The following is a 23,589-nucleotide window of genomic DNA, read 5'->3' as shown; positions in this document are numbered from 1 at the left end:
GTCCCGGCACCGGTCGGGTGGGTGCGGTCCGGCAACCGCCCCACGCGCTGGTGGCCGGAGCACGGTGGCTCCGGCCATTGCCCATCAGCTACCGCCCGCCTGCCCCCGCAGCGCCGCGATCACCACGTCGGCGTCGGCGACGAGCAGGTCGCGCACGGCGCGATCGGTCACCTTGCGGGACACCGCGTCGCGGAAGCCCTCCAGCTTCTCGATCGCCTTGGCGGGCTTGCCGTCGAACAGCAGCCGCCGCGCCTCGTCCAGGTCGCGGTCCAGCCCGCGCGCGACGGACGACGTGATGCGCCGCTCCGCCGCGAACCGGTCGACCATGGCCTGCAGGTCGGGCAACGAGGTCGTGACGGTGAACGTCACCACCACGTCCCGCTCGTTGCCCGCCTTGTCGGTCGCGGTCAGCGCCAAGGTGTGCGCGCCGAGCGCGAGCGCGTGCATGGAGACGGTCGTGCCGGACGTCACCGGGCGGCCGTCGAGCGTGGCGGTGACCGTGCCGACCCCGGACGTGGCGTCCTCGCCCTGCCAGGTGACCACCTTGTCCTCGGCGTGGCCGTAGCTCACGCCGTCGTGCAGCCCGGTGAGCCTCACGGTCGGCGCGCTCGCGTCGACCTTGACCGCCACCGAACCGGGTTCGGACCGGTTGCCCCGCACGTCGGTCGCCCGGTACTGCACCGCGTGGGCGCCGTCACCGGTCACCGGGAACGGCGCGGTGTAGGGCTTCCAGTCGCCGCCGTCGATCCGGTACTCGACGCCGGCCACGCCGGAACCGGCGTCCACCGCGGTGACCGCCACGGTCGGCGCGCTGGTCCACCAGCCGTCCCCGCCGTTCGGCGCGGCCGGGTCGACGGTCGCCGTGACCTCCGGCGCGGTGGTGTCCACACCGGACACCCGGAACCAGTCGAAGTCGACCGTCACCGGGCCCATGGTCTGCGACGGGCCGATCGCCATCAGGCCGAACTTCGCGTTCGGCACGTCGTTGGTCACCGGGGCGCCCATGGACGTCCAGGTGGTGCCGCCGTCGCTGATCTCGCCGCTGTAGGTGTTGCCCACCTTCTTCAGCCGCAGGTGCCACCACCCGCTCTCCGGCGTGCCGATGGCGAGGCCGCGGTTGCCGCCGTCGCCGAACGAGCCGTTGTTCTCGGAGACGAGCTCCGCGCCCAGCGTCACGGCCTGGCCCGGCGCGTTGCGCGCGACGACGTCGAACTTCACGTAGTCGTCGTCGTTGGCGTACACCATGAAGCCGGCGAGCTGCCACTGCTCGACCACGGGCGCGGCCAACCTCGTCTCCACCGTCCAGTCGCCCGTGGGCGCGTTCTGGAGGACGAAGTTGCGCGGGTCGTCGTTGTTGCCGCCGTTGATGTCGCCGGGCAGCGTGTCGATGCTCAGCACACCGTCACCCATGCGCATGGACTCCAGGTCCGGTCGCAGGACGGCGTTCCAGCGGCACCCGTCGAGCCGGTCGCCGTCGAACTCGTCGCTCGGCGCGACGGCCGGGTCCGGCGTGGCGCAGGTGATGGGCGGCATCGGCGGGTCGCGCACCACCACCGGCGTGGACACCTTCTTGGTCCGCCCGGCCGCGTCGGTGACCGTCACGGACGCGTGGTACGTGCCGTCGTCGGCGTAGGTGTGCCGCACCACGGCGCCCGACGCCGACGTGCCGTCGCCGAGGTCCCACGCGTAGGTGAACGGCGCGTCGTTCTCCGCGTCGGTCGCCGTCGCGGTGAGCTCGGTGGTGAACGGCGCGGCGCCGGTCGCCGGGTCCGCCGTGACGACCACGTGCGGCGCGGCGTTGACCGACACGCCCTTGCCGATGAACGTGAACGAGTCGAGCGTGAACTGGTTGGCCGGGCCGCGGAACACCGCGACCAGCTTCATCGTGCCGCCCGGGTCGGTGACCGCCACGTCGGGTGCCGTCGCGTACCGGCCGGTGCCGCCGGTCTCGGGCACCGCGATGGTGGCGAGGAGGTCGCCGGTGGGCGAACCCCGGCGCAGTTCGATCGACCCGCCGGTGCTCGCGGACGCCACGCGTGCGGTGACGCGGTCGATGCGGTGCAGGTTCACCGGGTCGAACGCGATCCAGTCGCCGTCACCGAGGTCCCCGACCCGCTTGCCCGACTCGGCGGCCGGGTCGGCGGAGACCAGGACGCCCGAGGACTCCTGGTGGAACTCGGCCTGCTTGTGCTTGGGCTGGATCACCGCGAGGTCGCGGCCGACCAGCGGCGGCAGCGCGCCCGCGCCGCGGTCGGTGTAGGACGCGTCCACGGAGTAGAAGATGTCCGCGTCGGCGTGGCCGTCGTCCACCAGCGTGGTGAACTCGCCCTCGCACGCGTTGATCTGGTCGATCGGGTGCGCGTGCGCCTCGTGGCCGAGGGCGGGCTGGAGGACCGCCTTGGCGCAGTCCGGTTGGCCGTCCTCCGGGTCGGTGATGTCGAGGTCGAACGCGACCTTGTCGCCGAAGTCGAAGAACCCGCCGTCGACCGGGGACGTCATGGTCACCGACGGTGCGGTGTTGCCGACCGTCACCTGGACGTTGGTCACGCCGCTCTTGCCCGACGGGTCGGTCACGGTCAGCTGCGCGTTGAAGACGCCGTCGGCGGTGTAGGTGTGGGTGGGCTCGGCCTCGGTGGACGTGCCGCCGTCGCCGAAGGTCCACGCGTAGGTCAGCGCGGCGCCCTCGGGGTCGGAGGACTGCGTGGCGGAGAACTTCACCGGCAGCGGGGCCCGGCCCGAGGACGGCGTCGCCGTCGCCTTCGCGGTCGGCCGCCGGTTGCCCTGCGTGTAGTCGATCCGGTAGACGCCGGAGTCCGGGTTGTCGCGGCCGTAGCCACCGCCCCACTCCACGACGTACATCGCGCCGTCCGGACCGAACTTCATGTCCATCGGCGCCAGCGGCGCGGCGCTCTTGAACCACTCGTTGATCTTGAGCAGGCCGCCCTGGTCGTCCTGCGAGAACGTCCAGAACTTGTTGCGCGCCCAGTCGTAGAAGAACGGCTTGCCGTCGTAGTACTCGGGGAACTTGACGTCCGAGGCCAGGTTGGGGTCGAACTCGTAGCGCGGCCCGGCCATCGGGGCCTCGCCGCCGGTGCCCATCTCGGGGAACTCGTCGCCCTCGGCGCCGTTGCCGTACCAGACGTCGGCGGCCTTGGCCGCGGGCAGCGCGGTCAGGCCGGTGTTGTTCGGCGAGTCGTTCACCGGGTTGGCGCAGTCGAACTTCGCCTTGGACGTGTTGGTGGCGAAGTCGAAGTCGTTGAACGGGGTGTTGTCGCCGACGCAGTACGGCCAGCCGTAGTTGCCGGGTTCCTTGATGACGTTCCACTCGACCAGCCCGCCGGGGCCGCGCGACGGGTTGTCGCCGCCCGCGTCCGGGCCGTAGTCGGCCATGAACACCGTGCCGTCGGAGGCGACGTTGAAGCGGAACGGGTTGCGGAAGCCCATGGCGTAGATCTCGGGCCTGGTCTTGGCCGTGCCCGGCGCGAACATGTTGCCCGGCGGGACGGTGTAGGTGCCGTCGGGCTCCGGGTGCACGCGCAGGATCTTGCCGCGCAGGTCGTTCGTGTTCGCCGAGGTCTTCTGCGCGTCGAACAGGTCGCGGCCGGGCCGCTCGTCCACCGGGGCGTACCCGCTGGACTGGAAGGGGTTGGTGTCGTCGCCGACGCCGATGTACAGGTTCCCGTTCGGCCCGAACTCCAGGTACCCGCCGGTGTGGCCGGGCTCCTCGCGGCGCGACGCCGGGATCTCCAGCAGGACCTTCTCGCTGTCCGGCCGGATCACGTTGCGCTCGGCGGTGAACCGCGAGACCCGGTTGACCTCGGCCGTGCCCGCCGGCGAGTAGTACACGTACAGGTGGTTGCTGGTGGCGAAGTCCGGCGCCAGGGCCAACGACACCAGGCCGTCCTCGCCGCCGCTGTAGACCGGCAGCGTCAACGCCGTGGAGGTGGCGTCGGAGGCGGGGTCGTGCACGCGGATCTGGCCGAGCAGCTCGGTGTAGAACACGCGGCCGTCCGGCGCGATGTCCAGCGTGGTCGGCGCGTGGGTGGCGTCGTCCAGCGTCACCTTCTCGAAGTTGGCGTCCACCGTGGCGCCGCAGTCCGCGGGCACGACGCCGGCGGCGGTGCGGATGCCGCCCAGCACGTGCGCGACGAAGGTCGGCTCGGTGTAGTCGGCGGCGTTGTGGCCCATGCCGGTCGCCCAGACCCGGCCGCCCTCGGCGTCACGGCACCAGCTGATCGGGTGGTCGTGGCCCATGGCCTCGGAGCCCGGGTTGTACGTCTTCTCGTCCACCTCGACCAGCGGGTGCACCTTGCCGCGCATGCTGGGCTTGAAGTTGTACCACTCCTCGGCCTTCTGCCAGCGGTCCGGCAGGTGCCTGGTCGACTCGTGCACCTCGTCGACCTGGTAGGAGGTGGCGGTGAGGCCGTTGGCGGAGTGCGCGGTCATGTGCGCGCCGCCGTTGACGAAGTCGTCCCACCACGGGAACGACGACTCGATGTTCATGTCCGTCGCGTTGTGGATGGCGACGATGCCGCCACCGTTGTTGACGAACGTCCTCACGGCCGCGCGCTGGGCGTCGGTGTCCCAGACCATGCCGCCGTTCTGGAGCATGATGACGACGTCGAAGCCGGCCAGGTTCGCGTCGGTGAACTGGGTGGCGTCCTCGCTGTGCACCACCTCGAAGTGGTGGTCCGCGGCGAGCTTCTCGACCATCGCCACACCGGCCGGGATCGAGTCGTGGCGGTAGGCGCCCGCGGCGGTCTTGGTGAACAGCAGGGCTCGGAACTCGGCCGGCGCGTCGTGGCCGGGGTGCGCCGCGGCGGTCGCCGGCAGCAAACCGGCCACGACGAGGAAGGTCAGCAGGAGAGCGAAGACGGTGCGCAAGCGGGACACAGGGGTTCTCACGATCCTCCACACGCTTTCTGTTCCGCCCGGCGTGCCGGCGCCGGTGAGTGGTGGTGACGCCGGTCAGCTGGTGCCGATCACCTCCCTGAGGAACGCCAGCCCGTCAATGGCGAGCGCGTCCTGGCTCGCGGCGAGCGGGCGCCAGATGGACGCGGCGGTCGCGATGCTCGCGTTCTCGCCGGTGAACGACTCGATGCACAGCGGCCCGGAGTAGCCGGCCTCGGCGAGCGCGGCGACGACGTCGGGCCAGTCGAGGTGGTCCTCGCCCGGCGTGCCGCGGTCGTTGCCGCACACCTGGACGTGCGCGATCCGACCGGCGGCCGACCGGATCGCGGCGCCGACGTGCTTCTCCTCGATGTTCTGGTGGTAGACGTCGACCGCCACGCCGCACCCGTCGACCGGCAGCCCGTCCAGCGCTTCCAAGGTCTGCCCGATCGTGTTGAGCAGGCTGGTCTCGTAGCGGTTGAGCGGTTCGACGGCGACCCGCACGCCCGCCGACCGGGCGTGCTCCACCACCGGCGCGAGGTTGTCGCGCAGCTCGGCGATCCGGTCGCGCCGCTCCCCCGCCGACATCCGCCACGTGCGGCCGACCGACGCGTAGGCCGGGCCCGCGATGACGGGCGAGCCGACCTGCGCCGCGACGTCCACGACCCGCCGCAGGTAGTCCTGGGTGGCCGTGACGGTGGCGGGCTCGGCCGCCACCAGTTCCCGGCCCGGCGGCATCACCAGGCACACGGTCGCGGCGAGGCCGTGGTCGGCCAGCACCCGCGCGGCGCGCGCCGGGTCCCAGTCGCCGAGCTCCTCCACCGGCAGTTCGAGCACGTCGAACCCCCAGCCGGCCACCCGCGCGGCCAGCTCGGCGAGTGCCGCGTCGCGCAGCGGCGACGTCCAGACCCACGTGCTCACACCGATCGCGTGCACTGCTCCTCCGTCCGGGCCGGGTCGGGTGGTCACTTCCAGGGCGCGGGGTAGCCGGGCATCGACTCGCACCCGCACATCGCGTAGTGCAGCGGCGGCATGTCCTGCTTGAGGAAGCTCTGGAGCGTGTCCTGGGTGACCTTCGGCTGCGGCAGCACCCACTCCTTGGGCACCTGCTGACCGTTGAGGATCTTCAGCGCGGCGATGACCGGGGTGCGCCACTGGTAGGTCGGGTAGGTCGGCGCGACGGCGGTCATCTTCTCGTCGGCCCACATCCGCAGGAAGTCCTGCTGGTCCTCGCCGACGAACGCCGGGATCTGCACGCCCGCGTCCTGGAACGCCTCGACCGCGGCCACGGCGGTGGCGCCCGCGTCCATCCACACGCCGTCGATCTGGCCCTCGCGCTGGATGTAGTCGTTGACGATGGTCTTGGTCTTGGCCGCGTCACCGTCGGTGAACTCGACGCCGACGATCTTCAGGTCGCTGCCGGAGAAGATCTCGTTCGCCGCGGCCCACCGCTGCTCCAGCACGTCGACGCCGGGCAGGATGCGCAGGGCCAGCACCTTGCCGCCCGCCTTCACCTTCTCCTTCAGGAACTCCGCGCCGTCCGCCCCGAAGGCGAACCCGCCGATCGGGTGGATGAACGTCACCGGGCAGGCGGTGTTGACGCCGCGGTCGAACACGATCACCGGGACGTTCGTCTTGCACGCCGCCTCGATGGCCGGCGTCAACGTGGCGGTCGTGTTCGGCGACACGATGAGCGCGCTGCACCCCTGCGAGGCGAACGACTGGATGTCGCTGATCTGCTTGTCGTCCTTGGCCTCCGCGTCGAGCACGGTGAACTTGGTGATCTCCGGGTGCAGCTTCACCTCCTCCTTCATGGTCTTGAACCCGACCTGCCGCCACGGGTTGTCGACCGAGGCGTTGGAGAAGCACAGGTGGTAGTCGCCACCCGGCTTGGCGAGCTTCGCCGTGTCGACCATCGCGGGCGAGATCATCTGCTCCCAGGGCTTCTCGGCCGGCCCTTCGGGGGTGGTCGACCGGAACTTGAGCTGGCTCTCGTACCGCGCCTGGTCGAAGAACTCCGACTTCGCGCCGGCGTCCTTCGTCGCACCCGTCGTGCCGGACGTCCCGGTGTCGACGGGCAGGTCGCTGCTGCAGCCGGCCATGGCCAGCAGGCCCGCGACGGCCACGACGGACCACTTCCTGTTCATCGGATCTCCTTGTGCGGCGGTGACTAGCGGCGGGCGGGCTCGGGTGTGCCCGCGCGGTGGCGGAACCGGAGCCGCGGGGTGAGGCCGAGGGCGGCGTAGGCGACGGCGGCGATGATGATCACGCCCTGCACGGCGGACTCCAGCGCGCCGGAGACGCCGAGCAGGTTGAGCAGCGAGAAGAGGGCTTCGAGGGTGAGCGCGCCGGCGGCCGCGGCGACGACGGAACCCCGCCCGCCGCCGAGCAGGACGCCGCCGAGCACGACGGCGGTGATGGCGCGGAACTCCAGCCCCTCGCCGACCTGCGCCGACACGCCCGCGAACCCGCCGAGCAGGATCGCGGCCAGCGCCGCGAGCAGACCGGACAGCCCGAACGCCAGCACCTTCAGGTGATCGACCCGACCGCCGGCCAGCCGCACCGCGTTCTCGTTGTCCCCCACCGCGACCAGCGTGCGGCCGGTGCCGCTGCGCATGAACAGCACGGCGGCGACCAGGACGGCCAGCAGGATCACCACCGACCACGGCAGGTGGCCGAGCACCGGCAGGTCGACGCCACCGCGGCCGAACACGCGGAACGACGGTGACAGCGCGCCGCGGGGTGCGCCCCCGGTCCACAGGAACACCGCGCCGTCGAGGATGAGCAGCATGCCCAGGGTCACGATGAACGACGGCACCAGCAGCTTGGTCGTGACCAGCCCGTTGACCAGGCCGACCAGCAGGCCGAAGCCGAGCAGCAGCACGATCACCCAGCCGGTCGCCGACTCCTGGCCGTCGATCAGCCGGGCCGCGATCACCACCTCGGCGGTGACCAGCGAGCCCACCGACAGGTCGAACCCGCCGGAGACGATGACGAAGTACTGGCCGATGGCCAGGAGCACCAGCGGCGCGGCGCGCTTGAGCAGCGCCAGGTACCCGGCCGGTTCCGCGTAGGCGGGGCCGGTGAAGGCCAGCGCCACCAGCAGCACGGCGAGCACCACCAGCACGGGCGCGGTGCCGTCCGCCAGCCGGGGACGCCACGTGGTCGGCGCGCTCACGCGGACCTCCTGGAGAGCTTGCGGCGCGCGTAGAGCGCCACCGCGACGATGAGGACGATGCCGCGCACCACGTCCTTGAAGAACGGGTCGACCGCGAGGTCGTCGAAGACGGTGTCGAGGGTGGCCAGGATGAGGACGCCGCCGATCGTGCCGACGACGCCGCCGCGACCGCCCGCGAGGGCCGCGCCGCCGAGCACGACGGCCGCGATGGACTCCAGGTCGTACCCGGCGTCCGTGCCGACGTACGGCGCGCCGGACCCGAGCCGGCTGGCCAGGAACACCCCGGCGAGACCGGCCGCGACCGCGCACAGCACGTGGGCGATGACGATCGTGCGGCCGGTGCGCACACCGGACAGCCGTGCGACGTCCACGTCGCCGCCGACCGCGTAGGTGTGGTAGCCGGCGCGGGTGCGCTTGAGGTACCACCACGCCGCCGCGGCGACGAGCATCATGAGCAGCACGCCGACCGGGACCGGGCCGATGCGGTCGAACCCGAGGTGCTGGAACGCGCGCGGCACGCTGCCCGCCGGCCCGGTGTAGTTCTCCTCCAGGTAGCCGCGCAGGATGAGCGCCACGCCGAGGGTCGCGATGAACGCGTTGACCTTGAGGACCGTGACGACCAGGCCGTTGACCAGGCCGACGACCGCGGCGACGCCGAGCGCCAGCAGCACGCCGGGCACCATCATCCCGTCGCTGCCCGCCATCGTCTCCGCCGCCACGAGCGAGCACAGCCCGACCAGGTAGGCCACGGACAGGTCGAGCGAACCGGTGATGATCACGATGGTCTGACCGACCGCGACCAGCCCCAGCACGGTGCTGCGGGTCAGGATGTTGAGGATGCCGCCCTGGTCGAGCAGCACGCCGCCGTTCAGGCCGACGAGGATGCTGCCGACCACGAGCAGCACGACCAGGGCCAGGTAGACGGTGACGGTCGGCGTGAAGCCGAACCGCCGGACCCCGCCACGGCGGGCGGCGCCCGCGAGCTTGACCTTCTCCTGCACGACGCTCACGCCACTTCTCCCATACCGTGCCCCGTGGCGAGGCCCATGACGGCTTCCTCACCGGCGCCCGCGGGCAGCTCGCCCGCGATCGCGCCCTCGTGGACGACCAGCACCCGATCGCTCATGCCGATCAGCTCGGGCAGTTCGGAGGAGATCATCAGGATCGCGACCCCGCTGCGGGCGAGGTCGCGCAGCAGCCGGTGCACCGCCTGCTTCGCGCCGACGTCGACGCCGCGCGTGGGCTCGTCCACGACGAGCACGCGCGGTCCGACCGCGAGCCACTTGGCCAGCACGACCTTCTGCTGGTTGCCGCCGGACAGGTAGCGCACCTCCTGGTGCTCGCCCCGTCCCACGACCGCGACCGACTTCAGCAGCTCGGCGAGGTCGGACTTGCGCCGCCCCGCGCCGCCCGCCAGCGCCGCCCGGCGGACGAGCAGCGCGTTGTCCCGGATGGACTGGCGCAGCGCCAGCCCCTCCCCCTTGCGGTCCTCGGTGACGTAGCCGATGCCCAGCCGCACGGCGGCACGCGGGTCGGTGATCCGCCGCACGACGCCGTCGACCTCGAGCGTGCCGGTGGTGAACGGCTCGACGCCCCAGATCGCCCGCGCGATCGCGGACCGCCCGGAGCCCTGGAGCCCGGCGATGCCCACGATCTCGCCCGCCCGCAGCTCGAACGTCACGCCGCGGACCCGGTCGTTGCCCGCGCCGCGCAGCGCCAGCCGCACGTCGCCGAGGTCGTCCGGGGTCGCGCGGTCGGGGTAGAGCGCGTCGAGGGACCGCCCGACCATGTGGCGCACGAGCTGGTCGGAGGTCAGCTCGGCGGTGAGGGCGGAGGTGACGAATGCGCCGTCCTTGAGCACGGTGATCCGCTTGCTCAGGTCGAACACCTCGCGCATGCGGTGCGAGACGTACAGGATCGCGATACCCCTGGTGCGCAACCGGTCGACCAGGCCGTACAGCAGCTCCACCTCGTGGTCGGCCAACGCGGCGGTCGGCTCGTCCATCGCCAGCACCCTGGCGTCGGTGGACAGCGCCTTCACGATCTCGACGACCTGCTTCTGCGCGACCGACAGCCGGTTGACGGTCTCGGCCGGGTCGACCCCGTCCTCGCCGAGCCAGTCCAGCAGCCCCTTGGTGTCCGCCTCCATCTTGCGGCGGTCCACCTGACCCCGGCGGACGGGCTCGCGGCCGAGGTAGACGTTCTCCGCGACGGTGCGGTGCTCCAAGAGGTTGAACTCCTGGTGGATGATCGCGATGCCCGCCCGCTGGGCGTCCCGGGGAGTGGCGAACGCGACCGGCTCGCCGTTGACCTCCACCTGGCCCGCGTCCGGCCGGTGCGCGCCCGCGAGGACCTTGAGGAGGGTCGACTTGCCGGCCCCGTTCTCGCCCATGAGCGCGTGCACCTCGCCCGCGCGCAGTTCCAGGTCGACGCCGCGCAGCACGGGCACGCCGAGGAAGCTCTTGGTGATCCCGGTGAGCCGGACGACGACATCGCCCTCTGCGGTCATCGGGCCACCTCCGTCCAAGCCCCGGACGACGCGGCGGAAGTCAGGACCGCGTCGGTGATCCGGACCGCCCGCAGGCCGTCGGCGAAGGTCGGCAAGCCGTCCGGCCGGTCCTCGCCGAGCACGGCGCGGTAGGTGTCGGCGACGAAGGCGTCGAAGCAGTCCTGGTAGCCCTGCGCGTGGCCGGCGGGCAGCCGCGCGTAGCGGGCCGCCGAGGGCGACAACGTCCCCGGGTCGCGCAGGAGCACCTGGTTGCCGTCGCGCTTGCCGACCCACAGCCGCTCCGGGTCCTCCTGGTCGAACGCGAAGCTGGACTCGGTGCCCGAGACCTCCAGGTGCAGCCGGTTCTTCCGGCCGGCCGCGACCTGCGAGACCACCAGCGTGCCGAGGACACCGGACTCGGTGGCGAACTGGACGACCGCGACGTCCTCGGTCGGCGTGGCGGACGGCCGCGGTCGCGCCTGGACGGTCGCCGTCTGCGCGGACAGCCGCCGGATCCGGTCGCCGGTGACGAACTCGACCAGGTCGCACCAGTGCGAGCCGATGTCGGCGAACGCCCGGGACGGGCCGCCGACCGCCGGGTCGACCCGCCAGTCGTCGTCGCTCGGCCGGGACAGCCAGTCCTGCAGGTAGCCGCCGCTGACGGTGGACACCACGCCCGCCTGACCGGTCGCCAGCCTGGCCCGCAGCTCGCGCACCATCGGGTGGAACCGGTACACGAACGGCACCGTCGCCACCCGGCCCGCGGCCACCGCCGCGTCGGCCAGGACGGCGGCTTGGGCGACGCCGACCGCCAGCGGCTTCTCGCAGATGACGTGCGCACCCGCGGCGAGCGCCGCCTCCACCGCCTCCGCGTGCCGGGCGTTGGGCGTGCACACGTGCACCACGTCGGCGCCCGCTTCGGCGAGCAGCGAGGCCAGCTCGGGGTAGCCGCGCTCGGCGCCGACCGCCTTCGCGGCGTGGTCCGCGCCGTCCGGAGTGCTCGCCACCGCGGCGACCACGGCGGCCCCCGCCCGTCGGGCCGCTTCCGCGTGCACGCGGCCCATGAACCCGGCGCCCACCACGGCGACCCGCGGTGTCCGTGGCTCGGCACGACCGCCGGCGGCCGGCTGAGTTAGGTGGGTCACAGTCATGTGGCGAACCGTAAGATCGGTAATGGCGGATGTCAACCAAAAGTAGGACATGTTTCGACGGCTGACGCCGTATGACTGCAACCTCTGCTTCAATTGAAGGGTGAAAGAAGACGTTTCCACCGTCGGCGCCGCGTCTCCGGGAGAGCTGCTGCGCCTGCTCCGCGACGGCGTGCCCCGCACCCGGTCCGAACTCACCACGGTGACCGGCCTGGCCAGGTCGACCGTGCGAGCCAGGTTGGACGCGCTGCTGGACGCGGGCCTGGTCAGCGACGGTGGCAGTGAGGCGTCGACCGGCGGGCGCCCGGCCGGCCGGTTCGTGTTCAACGCCCGCGCGCGGGTCGTGCTCGCCGCCGAGGTGGGCGCCACCCACGCGACCATCGCGGTGACGGACCTGACCGCTTCGCCGCTCGCGGTGCACCGGTTCGAGCAGGACATCGCCGAGGGCCCGGAAGTGGTCCTGCCCAGGCTCGTGGCGGCCTGGCGGTCGCTGCTGGAGGAGACCGACCTCGAGTCGACGCGCGTGGCGGGGGTCGGCATCGGCCTGCCCGGTCCCGTCGAGCACTCCACCGGCCGGCCGAACAACCCGCCGATCATGCCCGGCTGGGACGGCTACGACGTGCCGAGCCACATCGGCGCGGAACTCGGGGTCCCGGTCCTGGTCGACAACGAGGTGAACCTGATGGCCCTCGGCGAGCACACGAAGTGCTTCCCGGAGGCCGAGCACCTCATCGTGATCAAGGTGGCCACCGGGATAGGCGCCGGTTTCATCAGCAACGGCAAGCTGCACCGCGGCGCGGTGGGCTCGGCGGGCGACCTCGGCCACATCCTCGCGCCGCACGCCGGCGACGTGCCGTGCCGCTGCGGCAACACCGGCTGCCTGGAGGCGGTCGCCAGCGGGTCCGCCATCGCGGCGGCGTTGCGCGCCAAGGGCGTCGAGGCGCACACGAGCGCGGACGTCGTCGCGCTGGTCCGCGCGGGCAACCTCGAAGCCGGTCAGGCCGTGCGGCAGGCGGGCCGCGACATCGGCGAGGTCCTCGCCGCCTGCGTGAGCATGTTCAACCCGTCGCTGATCGTCGTCGGCGGCACCGTCGCGCTCGCCGGCGAGATGCTGCTGGCCGGCGTGCGCGAGGCGATCTACCGGCGTTCCCTGCCGCTGGCCACCGGGAACCTGCGCATCGTGCCGTCGCAGGCGGGTGACGACGCCGGCGTGCTCGGCGCGGCGGCGATGGTGGTGCAGCACGTCCTCTCGCCGGACGTGGTCGACCGCCAGCTGGCCTGAGCCGCGGGCGCGATCGCGTCCCGGCGGCTCCGCCGACCCGACCGACCAGGAGGTGCGTCGTGCCGCCCGAAGCCATCGCCGGTGCCCGACCCGTGCGCGAAGTCGTGGCGTGGAGCCGCGACCTGGTGCAGCCGGCCCTGCGCGCCGCCGTCGACGGGTTGCCCGCCGCGGCGCGCCGCGTCGCCGGCTACCACCTGGGGTGGTGGGACGAGCACGGCGACCCGACCGACGCGGACGGCGGCAAGGCGATCCGCCCGGTGCTGGCCCAGCTGGCGGCCGAGGCGGTCGGGGGCGAGGCGATCACCGCCGTGCCGGCCGCCGCCGCGGTGGAGCTGGTGCACAACTTCACGCTGCTGCACGACGACGTGCTCGACGAAGACCCGACCCGGCGGCACCGTCCGACGGCGTGGCGCGTGTTCGGCGTGCCGGACGCCGTCCTGGCCGGTGACGCGTTGCTGGCGCTCGCCTTCGACGTGCTCGTCGCGGGCGGGCACCCGGCCGCGCTGACGGGCGTGCGCCTGCTCAACGCCGCCGTGCTCGGCCTGGTCGACGGCGAACAAGCCGATCTCGCGTTCGAGGCGCGGCACGACGTCGGCGTGGCCGACTGCGTGGCCATGGCGGAGCGCAAGACCGGCGGCCTCCTGGCGTGCGCCTGCGCCCTCGGCGCCACGTTCGCGGGCGCCGGGCCCGCCGAAGTCGCGGGCCTGCGCGACTTCGGCCTGCGCCTGGGGGTGGCGTTCCAGCACGTCGACGACCTGCTGGGGATCTGGGGCGACGAGTCCGTGACCGGCAAGCCGGTGCACGGCGACCTGCGCGCCCGCAAGAAGTCCCTGCCGGTCGTCGCCGCCCTGACCTCCGGCACGCCGGCGGGCCGGGAGCTCGCCGTGATGTACGAGGGCGACGGGCGGCTGGTCGCCGCCGACCCGGCCCGCGCGGCGCACCTGGTCGAAGCGGCCGGCGGTCGCGCCTGGAGCGAGCGCCAGGCGGAGCTGCTCCTCGACCAGGCGTTGCGCCGGCTCGACTCGATCAAGCCCACGCCGCGCGCGGCGGCGGAACTGACCGACCTCGCCCACGCGATCGTCCACCGCGACCACTGACCACGCGGTGAAGCGGCACGGTCGCCCTGACGTCATGGGCGCGCGCCGAAGTGAGTGCCGTCATATGAGCATGTCGAGGTGAAACTCGTCGCCTAAGGACGGTCCGTCCACCTACTTCTGCATGTCCTCCGCCAAAAGCCGGGATTCCCACGAGGACGGCCACGGCACCCACCGGGAGTGCCGTGGCCGTCAAGGGAGTCGGCTGAGCCGGGTGTCTACTCCGGACGCTGCCACCGCGGGTCGTCGGCGGGCGGCGCGGTCGGCGGCGCGGGCGGCTCGGGCACGTCGACCGGGGTCAACCCGGCGGACGACGGCGAGACGACCTCCGGCGGCGTGACGAAGCCGGGCACGGACTGCCACGCGCTGATCCGCCGCACGACGTTCACCGCGAGCGCCGCGGCGGCCACCGACAGCACGGCCACCACCACGAGCACCGCACCGCCGTTGGCGAACCCGTCCACGGTCGTGCTGCGGGCCAGCGACCGGTCCGCGATCCGGTCGAACACCTGGTAGGCGATGAACAGGCCCCACCACCAGTTGACCTCGGCGCGGCCCCGGCCGAGCTCGTGCCGCGGCAGGCTGACCTGCCAGACGTCCACCACGACTCGGCGCGGGAACCAGAAGTTGATGATCGGCAGCCAGCCCCAGATGGCCCAACGCTTGGCGAGGTGGTGCGCGTCCGGCGCGACCAGGTCCGCGTTGGAGCGGACGTTCCACGTCCACACCACGAACACCACGCCCGCGGCGAGGTACGCGGCGGCGGCGCCCAGGTCGAGCAAGTCGGTCACGGCGAGCGTGCGCTCCAGCTCGGCCTCGCCGATGCGGCCGTCGACGTAGTCCTGCAGCACACCGTGCACGCGCCACACCCACCCGGCCAGGACCAGGTCCAGCAAGGCGGTCGACGCGACCAGCACGGAGAACGCGACACCGAGGCCGCGCACGGATCGGAACACGGAATCTCCACTAGAAAGGTCCCCCGACCCGGAGGGCAGCCTACGCGACGTGCCGGTGGCGGCCGATCGCTTTTGCGCCAAGCACACCGGCGAGGAACGCGACCCTCACGGCTACCGCAGGCCGGTGAGCTTGTCCGGGTTGATCTGCAGGCGCAGGTTCTGCACGAGCCCGTCGGCCAGGTCGAAGGTCAGGGCGCCGATGGGGGTCGTCCCGATGGTGACCAGCACGCCCAGCTCGCCGTTGATGGAGGCCGGTTCGAGGACGACGCCCGCCGAGGTGGGTTTGGCCAGGACGCCGCGCAGGCCGCGATGAACCGGGACGTGATCTCCGCGCGCCGCTCCGGGTCGGTGTCGAAGCGGGGACGGCGGGCCTGCACGTGCTCGCGGGCGCGGTGCGCGATCTGGCGGACGGTGGGCTCCGGGCGGTCCAGCGCGTCGGCGATCTCCGCGTGGGAGTAGCCGAAGACCTCGCGGAGCAGGAACACCGCGCGTTCGACGGGGTTGAGGGTTTCCAGCACCACCATCATCGCGGTGGAGACGGTGTCGGCCATTTCGGTCTCCGTGGCGGCGTCGGGCGAGGTCAGCAGCGGCTCGGGCAGCCACGGGCCGACGTAGGTCTCCCGGGTGGCCCGGGCGGAGGTGAGCCGGTTCAACGACAGGTTGGTGACCGTGCGCACCAGGTACGCCTTCGGGTGCCGGACGTCCGAGCGGTCGGCGGCGTGCCAGGTGAGCCAGGCGTCCTGGAGGACGTCCTCGGCGTCCGCGACGCTGCCCAGCATTTGGTAGGCGGTGGTGAACAGCAGCCGCCGGTGTTCGAGGTACGGGTCCCGATCGGTCATGGCCGCCATGCTCTCAACGCGCGGCGGCCGGCTCGCGGGTGGCGCGGCCGCCCTTCGAGACGATGGTGCTGACGTTCACGCGCTTGCCCAACCGGTACATCTTGACCGGGCTGCCGCTGACGAACTCCTTGTAGAGCACGGCGGCGCGGCCCTTGAGGTAGGCCCGGCGCGGGGTGTCGTCGGCGCGGGTGAACTGGATGACCGCGTCGCGGCGGCCGAGGCTGACCGGCTGGTGGAAGTAGCCGAACCGGAACGGCCGGGCCTGCTTGCCGCGCAGCAGCCGGGCGATGGTGTCGGCGGTGTGCTGGGCGGTGGGCAGGCCGCTCTGGCACGTGCCGTGGACGCTCCCCCAGCCGAGCCGGACGGCGGCGGCGTCGCCGATGGCGTGGACGTCGGGGTGCGACACCGACCGCAGCGTCGCGTCGACCACGACCAGACCCCGGTCGTCCACCGCGATGCCCGACTCACGGGCCAGCGGCGACACCGCCACGCCCGTCGTCCACAGGCAGGCGGCCGAGGCTACCCGCTCGCCGGTCTCCAGTTCGACGGCGTCGGCCTGCACCCGCGTGACCCGTGCGCCGACCACGACCGTGACGCCGAGGCGTCGCAGCGACCGGTCGAGGTGGGCGCGGGCCCGGTCGCCCATCATCGCGCCGGGCTCGGTCGCGCTGATCAGCGTGACGTTCAGGTCGGGTCGGGCTTCGGCGACCTCGGTCGCCGCCTCCACACCGGTCAGGCCGCCGCCGCAGACGGTGACGGTGTCGCCGGCGGCGAGCTCGTTCAGCCGGTCGTGGAAGCGGACGGCGACCTGGGGGCTGTCGAGCGTGAAGGCGTGGACGTCCGCGCCCGGGACCCGGCTGGTGTCGGTGGCGCTGCCCGGCGCGTAGACCAGGGTGTCGTAGTCCAGCCGGGCGCCGTCGTCGAGCGTGACGGTCCGGCCGTCGGGGTCGATGGCGGTGGCCCTGCCCCGCACGAACACGATGCCGGTGCCGGCGACCAGGTCGGCGATGCGCAGGTGGGCCAACTCCTGCCCGGCCGCGAGCTGGTGCATCCGCAGCCGCTCGGTGAACCGGGCCGACGGGTTGACCAGCGTGATCCGGACACCGCGCCGGCGGGTGCGGTGGGCCAGCCGGATGGCGGCGAACATGCCGGTGTACCCGGCGCCGAGCACGACGACGTGGTGGTCGAGTTCCATGACCTGCCCCTGTTCTCCTGACCGTGCCACCGGTTCCCCGGGGCGTTGAACGGCCATAGGACAGACCGGCGCCACCGGACGTGACACCTGCGGATGTGACGCGCGACACGTCACCCGGAGCCGGTCGGGTCGGCCGGCTCAGGACTCCACGTGAGCGCGCCTCGGCGCGCCCAGGGCGAGGACCGCGGCGAAGGCCACGCACATCACCACCTGGTAGGCGAGGGAGATCGGGACGCCGGCCCCGAGGCGGACCGCCCCCACGAACCCGGACGCCCACCAGCCCGCCACCACGCCCAGCGCGAAGCCGTGCCACAGCAGGAACACCGCGCAGAAGACCAGCACGGCCGTGCCCGCGTCGGCCCTGCGCCGCACCCGGCGCACCATCGGCACGAGCGCGGCGACGTTGACCGGCAGGCCCAGCACGATCAGCACGCCCAGCGCGGCCTGGTCGAACCTGCTCATCTCACCATGCGGACCGAGCAGCAGCAGGGCCGTCTGCACCCCGGTCGCGACGACCGCGAGCCGGCTCGCCCGGGTGCGGCGGGACTTCTCCATCGGACTCCACTCCGGTGCGAACGGCGTCGGGCACGGGTCGTCGGCGGCTGTCGTGCCGGACCGGCCGCCCGCGAATCATGACTGGTCGGCCGCAGCGGTCCGCGACCCGGTCGGCCCGACCGACTGGGGACGGCGTCGAACCCGTCCGCCCGCCGTGCGTGGCAGCAACGTGCCGCTCTCCGGGTGAGCCCCCGAACCGATCCCATACTCGGGGCGAGAACACGTGGAACGGGGAGGAAGCGTGCGGACCAGCACGAAGGCGGAGATCGCCCAGATCTCCGAGGCGGTGGCGCGTGCGGTGTTCACGCAGAGCAATCTGCTGTGGATGGTGCAGAGCGAGATCCAGGCCCGCCTGCCGGAGACCATCCGCCAGCACGCCCAGGCGGCGCTGCCCGGCCTGGCCGAGCACGCGGTCGCCGCGGTCACCCCGGACCCGGCCGAGCTGCGGGCCGCGGTCGAGGGGGCGGCGCGCAAGGAGCTGGAGGCCGACCTGCCCGAGCTGGTCACCCGCGCCGCGGACGACCTGCTGCCGGAGCTGGCCAGGGCCGCGGTGCGGGAGGCGACGCCGGACGCGGAGAAGCTGCGCGAGGAACTGGTCGCCGCCGTGGCCTCGGCAGCGACCGACATCGTGCGCGGCGAGGCCGGGGACGTGCTCGCGGACGTGGTGCGCCAGGCCACCGACCAGGTGCGCGACGCGGTGGCCGGCGGCCTCGCGCGGCAGTCCGACGAGGTGATCTCCGAACTGGCCCGCGACGCGGTCGCCAAGGCCACCCCGGACCGCGACGAGGTGCGTGACGAGCTGGTGCGCGCCGGGTCCGCCGCGATGGTCGAGGTGGTGCGCGCGGCGGTCGAGGAGGCGGCGCCCGGTGCGGTGCGGGACGAGGCGGACAAGGTCCGCGGCTCGCTGGCCGAGGCCGTGCGGCGCGCGGCGGCGGAGGTGCTGCCGGGGCTCGCCCGCGACGCGGTGGCCGGAGCGACTCCGGACCTGCGGCTGCTGCACGACGAGCTGGCCGGCAAGGCCGCGGTCGCGGCGACCGAGCTGGCGCGCGAGGCGACCCGCGAGGCCCTGCCGGACGTGGTCGGCCAGGTGTCCGCGGCCGCGCTGGACTCGGTCCGCGGCGCGGTCCGCGAGGAGGCGGAGAAGACGTTCGCGCAGTACGCGCCGAACGTGGTCACGGTGGTGCTGCCGCAGGGCGGGGAGGTGGAGCTGGGCGCGGACACGCACACCGTGCTGCCGGAGTTGCTGGTGGCCCTGCACGCGCGCTGCCACGTGCTGCTGGTCGGCCCGGCGGGTACCGGGAAGTCCATGCTGGCCAAGCACGCCGCGGGGGCGTTGGGCCTGGAGTTCCAGGCGCTGTCGCTGGGCCCGACCACCCCGATGAGCAAGGTGTTCGGCTACTACGACGCCCACGGCCAGTACCGCGACACCCCGTTCCGCCGGGCGTTCGAGCACGGCGGCGTGATGCTGCTGGACGAGCTGGACAACGGCCACCCCGGGCTGCTCGCCGAGCTGAACCAGGCGCTCGCGCTGGGGACGTGCGCGTTCGCGGACCGCATGGTCGACGCGCACGAGAACTTCCGGTTGGTGGCCACCGGGAACACCTACGGCACGGGAGGCGACCGGCAGTACGTCGGCCGGCAGACGCTGGACGCCGCCACGCTGGACCGCTTCGTGGTGATCGACGTGCCGATCGACGAGGGGTTGGAGGAGCGGATCGCGCTGCGGCACGCGCCATCGCACCCAGACGCGGTGCACGAGCTCCTCGACGAGGTCCGGGACCTGCGCAAGCTGGCGGAGGACAAGAAGCTGCCGGTGCTCTTCTCGCCGCGGACCAGCATCGACGGCGCCAAGCTGCTGGAGGCGGGCGCCACCGTGGAGCAGGTGATGCAGTGGCGGGTCGTGCGCGGCCTCTCCGACGCGCACCGCAAAGCGCTCGGGCTGGACTGACCCGTGCTGCGGACAACGCTGCCCCCGCTGCTGTCCTGGCGCGAGTTCCTCGACGCCGCCACGGCTCCGCCGTCCATCGCCCACGGGACCAGCCGGAGAGCCGACACCGGGTGGCACGGCTCCTCCTGGGAGGAGGCGGTCCGGCTGGCCGTCGACGGCTGGCCGCTGGCGCTGGAGGAGGCCGACGTGACGATCAGCGAGCTGCGCGAGAGCGCCGGCCTCTCCCACGCCGTCACCGTGCTGGAGCCGACCTGGGACGTGACCGGCAGCGAGGTGGACGTCGGCGCGTACCTGGCCGGTGTGCCGGAGTGCATGGTGGACGCGGTGCCCCGCCAGGTCTCCCGGCGGGGCAAGGTGATCACGTTCCTCGTCCCGTCCGGGTACTCGCACCGGATCGCGCACGACGTGATCATCAACCGCGGCCTGGCGCTGGCCACGTTGTGCGCCGCGATCATCGACGCCGGCCACAGCGTGGAGATCTGGTCCGGGGACGCCGGGATACTGCACTCGCCGCGGCAGCCCCAGCGCTACTGCGGCGTGGCGCGGGTGATCTCGGCCGGCGAGCCGTTCGACGTGGGCAGGCTGATCTTCGCGATGGCCCACCCCGGGATGCTGCGGCGGCTGTGGTTCGGCGTCTGGGACGCGCAGCCGAAGGAGGTCGCCGAGGCGGTGTACGCGGACAACTACGGGCGTCCCCCGTACACCTGCCTGGCCGACGACCTGCCCGCCGAGATCACCGACCCGTACGTGTTCCCGTACCTCACCGAAGAGGACCGGCAGTGGGACGACCTGCCGACGGCGCTGTCGTGGGGCCGGCAGGTGTTCAACGACCTGGGGCTGATCCAGGACTGATCCAGGACCGGTCCGACCGCCCGGATCGACTGCGCCGGACGCCTCACCGCCGCGGCGCCCCGCAAGCCTTCCGAAGTGTTCGCCCGACGTCCGCGATATGATCGCGAACCGGTTCAAGTGGCACCGGGCGCAACGTTTCCGCATTATTGCGGACGATGTGGTCGACGGGCACCATGGAGGCGTCCTGTGCAGTCGTCCCGCGAGACGGACTTCTACCCGGTTGCGATCGTGTCGTGCGACATCCGCGGTCATTCGGAGGCGAATGAACGCGATCAGGTCCGCCGCATCGAGAAGATCAACCGGATCGTGGCGGCGACGATCGATTCGTGCGGCCCGGGCGAGGTCGTCTGGTCGTCCGGTGGCGACGGCGGCCACGTGGTCTTCCGGCAACCCGACTGGCAGCAGCCCGCGGTCGACCTGCTCACCGAGTTGACCTCGTGGGCGAGGGCCGAGCGCGTGCCGCTGCGCATCACCTGCCACGTCGGCGAGGTCTGCGACGTCGTCGGCGCCGACGGGCGGGTCCAACTCGTCGGCGGCCCGATCAACTACGCGGGGTGGCTGCTGGGGCACGTGGTGGCCGACGACGTCGTCGCCTCCGAGGAGTTCCGGCGCGGGATGCGATCGTCGGAAACCGATCCGGCCGTGACCTTCCACGAACCGCTGCCCTTTCCCGCGCGCAATTTCCCGACCCGGCTGCTGTACCTGCTCTCCTTGGACGAAACCGTGCCGGAGTGGCCGGTGGAAAGCCTGAGCGACTCGGACAAGCTGAAGAAGCCGTCGGTACCGGCCGACGATTTCCGCAAGCACTGGGACGCGCTGTACCACACCAAGCGGATCTGGCAGGTGAACTCGACGTCCACGATCGCCACCAGCGAACTCAAGAGAGCGGCGCTGAATCTCCAGTACCGCGACCAGAACAGCAACGAGCTCAAGTCGAACCCGTTGTTGAACCGCTTCAAGGAAGACGAGCTGGCGAGCATGCTGCGGCTGGGCCAGCTCGTGGAGCGGACCGAGGGCGAGTTCATCTGCCGCTTCGACGAGCCGGGCGATTCCCTGTTCGTCATCCTGCGCGGACAAGTCGGCGTGTACAACTCCGAGGGCACGGGCTACCACGGCGACGCCGCGCCGATGTACCCCTACGGCGTGGGTGAGATCGTCGGTGACTTCGCCTTCGCGCTGGGCCGCCGCCGCACCGCCGACCTGGTGGCGTTGACGGACGTGGCGCTGCTGTCGTTCAACAACAACGACGTCCAGTCGAAGCTGCTCGGGAACGACGCCGTGGGTAAGGCCGCCGCGACCCAGTTCAACGCCTACATCAGCGAGCGCATCCTCGAGCACGTCAGCGACAACGTCCCGTACCTGGCGGGCCCGAAGGGCAAACCGAGTGGCCCCCTCACCGTCGGGCCGGATTCCCCGGACGACCCGCTCCAGCCGCTGCGCCGGTACTGCGAACTGGTGCCGCTGACCCCGTTCCGGATCTCGCTCGACGACATCGCTCCGCACGAGCAGTCCAAGGGCCTGTGCATCCTCGTCGCCGGCACGCTGCGCACCGAGGCCCAAGGCGAGCTGGACGGGCGGAAGTTCCCGATCATCTGGATCGACCTGCCCGACCTGAAGGTCCCGCCGCCCACCTACACCAACCTCACGTCGCCGAAGATGCTGCGCATCGACGCCAAGGGCATCGACGAGCTGACCGGCCGCCAGCACGACGCCCTGTTCAAGGTGCTGTCCCGCGTCGGGCAGCGGTCCGAGGACGGCTACCGGTACGACGTGTTCCTGTGCCACTCCAGCGCGGACAAGCCCGTCGTGCTCGACGTCCTGCGACGCTTGGAGGCGGTCGGGCTGAACTGCTGGTACGACGACAAGGACATGTGGCCGGGCGACACCACGCTGAGCACGGTCGAGTACGGCGTGAAGCACAGCAGGCGGATCCTCATCTTCGCCAGCCCGTCGTACTCGAAGTCGAGCTGGGCCAAGCTGGAGACGGCGATCTTCGCGCACCACCAGGTCAAGAAGCCGGTCGACCGGGCCGTCCAGGTCCTGGTGATCGACCAGGACTTCGACGAGAACGACCTGCCGGGGAGCATCCGGATCAACCAACGGGCGGAGTACTGGCGGTCGCCCACCGTCGACCGGTTGATCGCGGTCCTCCAGTCATGACGTTGGACGAGCTCATCGACCAGGTCGCCGTGCTCGACCGACTGGCCCAGCAGGTGCAGGTCGACGACGTCGCCGCGGGAGCGCGCGCGGCCAGGCAGCTCGGCGACGACTACGACGAGTGGTTCACCAGCTGCCTGTTGCTGCTGCCCGCCGACCTCCGGGAGAAGTTCCGCTTCGAGTACGAGGGCAGCGTCCGCACGCTGCAGTACCGCATCAAGCACTTCCTCCACGAGCCCGTGAAGCCCCGGCCGAAGTTCTTCGGTGGCAGGCACAAGCGGCCGAGCGAGCACCAAGGCCTGCTCGGTTACTGGCAGCACCCGTACGCCGACCGGTTCAGAGGTCCCATCAAGACCCAGAAGCAGCTGCTGCTGGAGGCACGGGCCAGGCTCGCCGCCCCGGCTCCGTCCGTTCACCGCGACGGGTCGGCGCCCGAGCCGGACCGGGATCGCACGGTCTTCGTGATCCACGGGCGCGACAAGAGGGCGCGCCGTGCGTTGTTCGACTTCCTGCGGGCGATCGGCCTGCAGCCGTTGGAGTGGTCCCAGGTGCTGGCCGAGGTCCGGCAGGGCTCCCCGAAGATCGGCGACGTCCTGCACGCCGTCCTGGGCAAGGGCCGTGCCGTGATCGTGCTCGCCACGCCGGACGACGTCGTGCGGCTCAAGGCCGAGCACACCGACGACGAGCACGACCCGGCGACGCGGCCGGCGGGGCAGGCCCGCCCGAACGTCATCTACGAGACCGGCATGGCGATGATGTTGGTCCCGGAGCGCACGATCCTGGTCGAGCTCGGCAAGGTGCGGCGGTTCACGGACCTCGACGGGCATTTCGTGGTGCGGTTGACCAACGACCCCGCACCGCGCAAGCTCCTGGCCCAGCGCCTGTCGGACGTCGGGTGCGCGGTGGACCTCAGCGGGAGCGACTGGCTGGAGGCAGGTGACCTCAGCGGCGCGGTCGAGACCGCGTTCTGAGTTCGTGCGCGCGGCCGGACGAGTCGACAATCGAGG

General features: G+C 72.2%; 17 protein-coding genes. 6 read left to right on the top strand and 11 right to left on the bottom strand.

Annotated features, from left to right (window positions below; all coding sequences use genetic code 11):
* Nucleotides 1–84: 84 nt before the first annotated feature.
* The 7 genes from ABTZ99_RS17565 to ABTZ99_RS17535 form a co-directional block, all read right to left on the bottom strand.
* Nucleotides 85–4,905, bottom strand: a complete 4,821-nt coding sequence (locus ABTZ99_RS17565; RefSeq protein ID WP_499612271.1) for a ThuA domain-containing protein — start codon at nucleotides 4,903–4,905, stop codon at nucleotides 85–87.
* 63 nt (nucleotides 4,906–4,968) lie between these two features.
* The gene (locus tag ABTZ99_RS17560) at nucleotides 4,969–5,826 is read right to left on the bottom strand and encodes a sugar phosphate isomerase/epimerase family protein (RefSeq protein ID WP_499612269.1); all 858 of its coding nucleotides are present in this window, start codon (nucleotides 5,824–5,826) and stop codon (nucleotides 4,969–4,971) included.
* Nucleotides 5,827–5,855: 29 nt separating this feature from the next.
* On the bottom strand, nucleotides 5,856–7,037 hold the full coding sequence (locus ABTZ99_RS17555; protein ID WP_499612267.1) for a substrate-binding domain-containing protein: 1,182 nt from the start codon (nucleotides 7,035–7,037) through the stop codon (nucleotides 5,856–5,858).
* 23 nt (nucleotides 7,038–7,060) lie between these two features.
* Complete coding sequence (locus ABTZ99_RS17550; protein ID WP_498782853.1) at nucleotides 7,061–8,068, bottom strand: ABC transporter permease; 1,008 nt, start codon at nucleotides 8,066–8,068, stop codon at nucleotides 7,061–7,063.
* Entirely contained in the window at nucleotides 8,065–8,952 is an 888-nt protein-coding gene (locus tag ABTZ99_RS17545; RefSeq protein ID WP_499612318.1) for an ABC transporter permease, read from the bottom strand. Before ABTZ99_RS17545 ends, ABTZ99_RS17550 begins: the two co-directional genes overlap by 4 nt.
* 122 nt (nucleotides 8,953–9,074) lie before the next feature.
* On the bottom strand, nucleotides 9,075–10,577 hold the full coding sequence (locus tag ABTZ99_RS17540; RefSeq protein WP_499612265.1) for a sugar ABC transporter ATP-binding protein: 1,503 nt from the start codon (nucleotides 10,575–10,577) through the stop codon (nucleotides 9,075–9,077).
* Nucleotides 10,574–11,707 (bottom strand): Gfo/Idh/MocA family protein, encoded by a 1,134-nt coding sequence (locus ABTZ99_RS17535; RefSeq protein ID WP_498782849.1) that lies wholly within the window; start codon nucleotides 11,705–11,707, stop codon nucleotides 10,574–10,576. The genes ABTZ99_RS17540 and ABTZ99_RS17535 overlap by 4 nt, the downstream gene beginning before the upstream one ends.
* Before the next feature lie 100 nt (nucleotides 11,708–11,807).
* Here ABTZ99_RS17535 and ABTZ99_RS17530 point away from each other — a divergent pair, with 100 nt between their 5' ends.
* Together ABTZ99_RS17530 and ABTZ99_RS17525 are read left to right on the top strand one after the other, a co-directional pair.
* Nucleotides 11,808–12,986, top strand: coding sequence for an ROK family transcriptional regulator (locus ABTZ99_RS17530; RefSeq protein WP_498782847.1), 1,179 nt, complete (start codon nucleotides 11,808–11,810; stop codon nucleotides 12,984–12,986).
* A 59-nt stretch (nucleotides 12,987–13,045) separates the two neighbouring features.
* Entirely contained in the window at nucleotides 13,046–14,083 is a 1,038-nt protein-coding gene (locus ABTZ99_RS17525; RefSeq protein WP_498782845.1) for a family 2 encapsulin nanocompartment cargo protein polyprenyl transferase, read from the top strand.
* A 215-nt stretch (nucleotides 14,084–14,298) separates the two neighbouring features.
* On the opposite strand, the gene ABTZ99_RS17520 is transcribed toward ABTZ99_RS17525, so the two are convergent.
* The 4 genes from ABTZ99_RS17520 to ABTZ99_RS17505 all read right to left on the bottom strand — a co-directional run bounded on the left by ABTZ99_RS17520 (nucleotide 14,299) and on the right by ABTZ99_RS17505 (nucleotide 17,625).
* Nucleotides 14,299–15,036, bottom strand: coding sequence for a DUF4328 domain-containing protein (locus ABTZ99_RS17520; RefSeq protein ID WP_498782843.1), 738 nt, complete (start codon nucleotides 15,034–15,036; stop codon nucleotides 14,299–14,301).
* A 188-nt stretch (nucleotides 15,037–15,224) separates the two neighbouring features.
* The gene (locus tag ABTZ99_RS17515; RefSeq protein ID WP_499612262.1) at nucleotides 15,225–15,875 is read right to left on the bottom strand and encodes a sigma-70 family RNA polymerase sigma factor; all 651 of its coding nucleotides are present in this window, start codon (nucleotides 15,873–15,875) and stop codon (nucleotides 15,225–15,227) included.
* Between the two features lie 13 nt (nucleotides 15,876–15,888).
* On the bottom strand, nucleotides 15,889–17,070 hold the full coding sequence (locus tag ABTZ99_RS17510; RefSeq protein WP_499612260.1) for an NAD(P)/FAD-dependent oxidoreductase: 1,182 nt from the start codon (nucleotides 17,068–17,070) through the stop codon (nucleotides 15,889–15,891).
* Between the two features lie 138 nt (nucleotides 17,071–17,208).
* Nucleotides 17,209–17,625 carry a hypothetical protein gene (locus ABTZ99_RS17505; RefSeq protein ID WP_499612258.1) on the bottom strand — a complete coding sequence of 139 codons (417 nt, stop codon included), beginning with the start codon at nucleotides 17,623–17,625 and terminating at the stop codon, nucleotides 17,209–17,211.
* A gap of 241 nt (nucleotides 17,626–17,866) precedes the next feature.
* Here ABTZ99_RS17505 and ABTZ99_RS17500 point away from each other — a divergent pair, with 241 nt between their 5' ends.
* From ABTZ99_RS17500 to ABTZ99_RS17485, 4 genes are all read left to right on the top strand, one after another.
* Entirely contained in the window at nucleotides 17,867–19,573 is a 1,707-nt protein-coding gene (locus tag ABTZ99_RS17500; protein ID WP_499612256.1) for an AAA family ATPase, read from the top strand.
* 3 nt (nucleotides 19,574–19,576) lie between these two features.
* The gene (locus tag ABTZ99_RS17495; protein WP_499612254.1) at nucleotides 19,577–20,425 is read left to right on the top strand and encodes a DUF7192 family protein; all 849 of its coding nucleotides are present in this window, start codon (nucleotides 19,577–19,579) and stop codon (nucleotides 20,423–20,425) included.
* Nucleotides 20,426–20,611: 186 nt separating this feature from the next.
* Nucleotides 20,612–22,585, top strand: a complete 1,974-nt coding sequence (locus ABTZ99_RS17490; protein ID WP_499612253.1) for a TIR domain-containing protein — start codon at nucleotides 20,612–20,614, stop codon at nucleotides 22,583–22,585.
* Nucleotides 22,582–23,553, top strand: a complete 972-nt coding sequence (locus tag ABTZ99_RS17485; RefSeq protein WP_499612251.1) for a TIR domain-containing protein — start codon at nucleotides 22,582–22,584, stop codon at nucleotides 23,551–23,553. Before ABTZ99_RS17490 ends, ABTZ99_RS17485 begins: the two co-directional genes overlap by 4 nt.
* Nucleotides 23,554–23,589: the final 36 nt, after the last annotated feature.

The sequence above is a fragment of the Actinosynnema sp. NPDC002837 genome, assembly GCF_040295345.1.
Taxonomy (GTDB): Bacteria; Actinomycetota; Actinomycetes; order Mycobacteriales; family Pseudonocardiaceae; genus Actinosynnema.
Note: the sequence above shows the minus strand (reverse complement) of the source record. Positions and strands in the feature narration are given on the sequence as shown.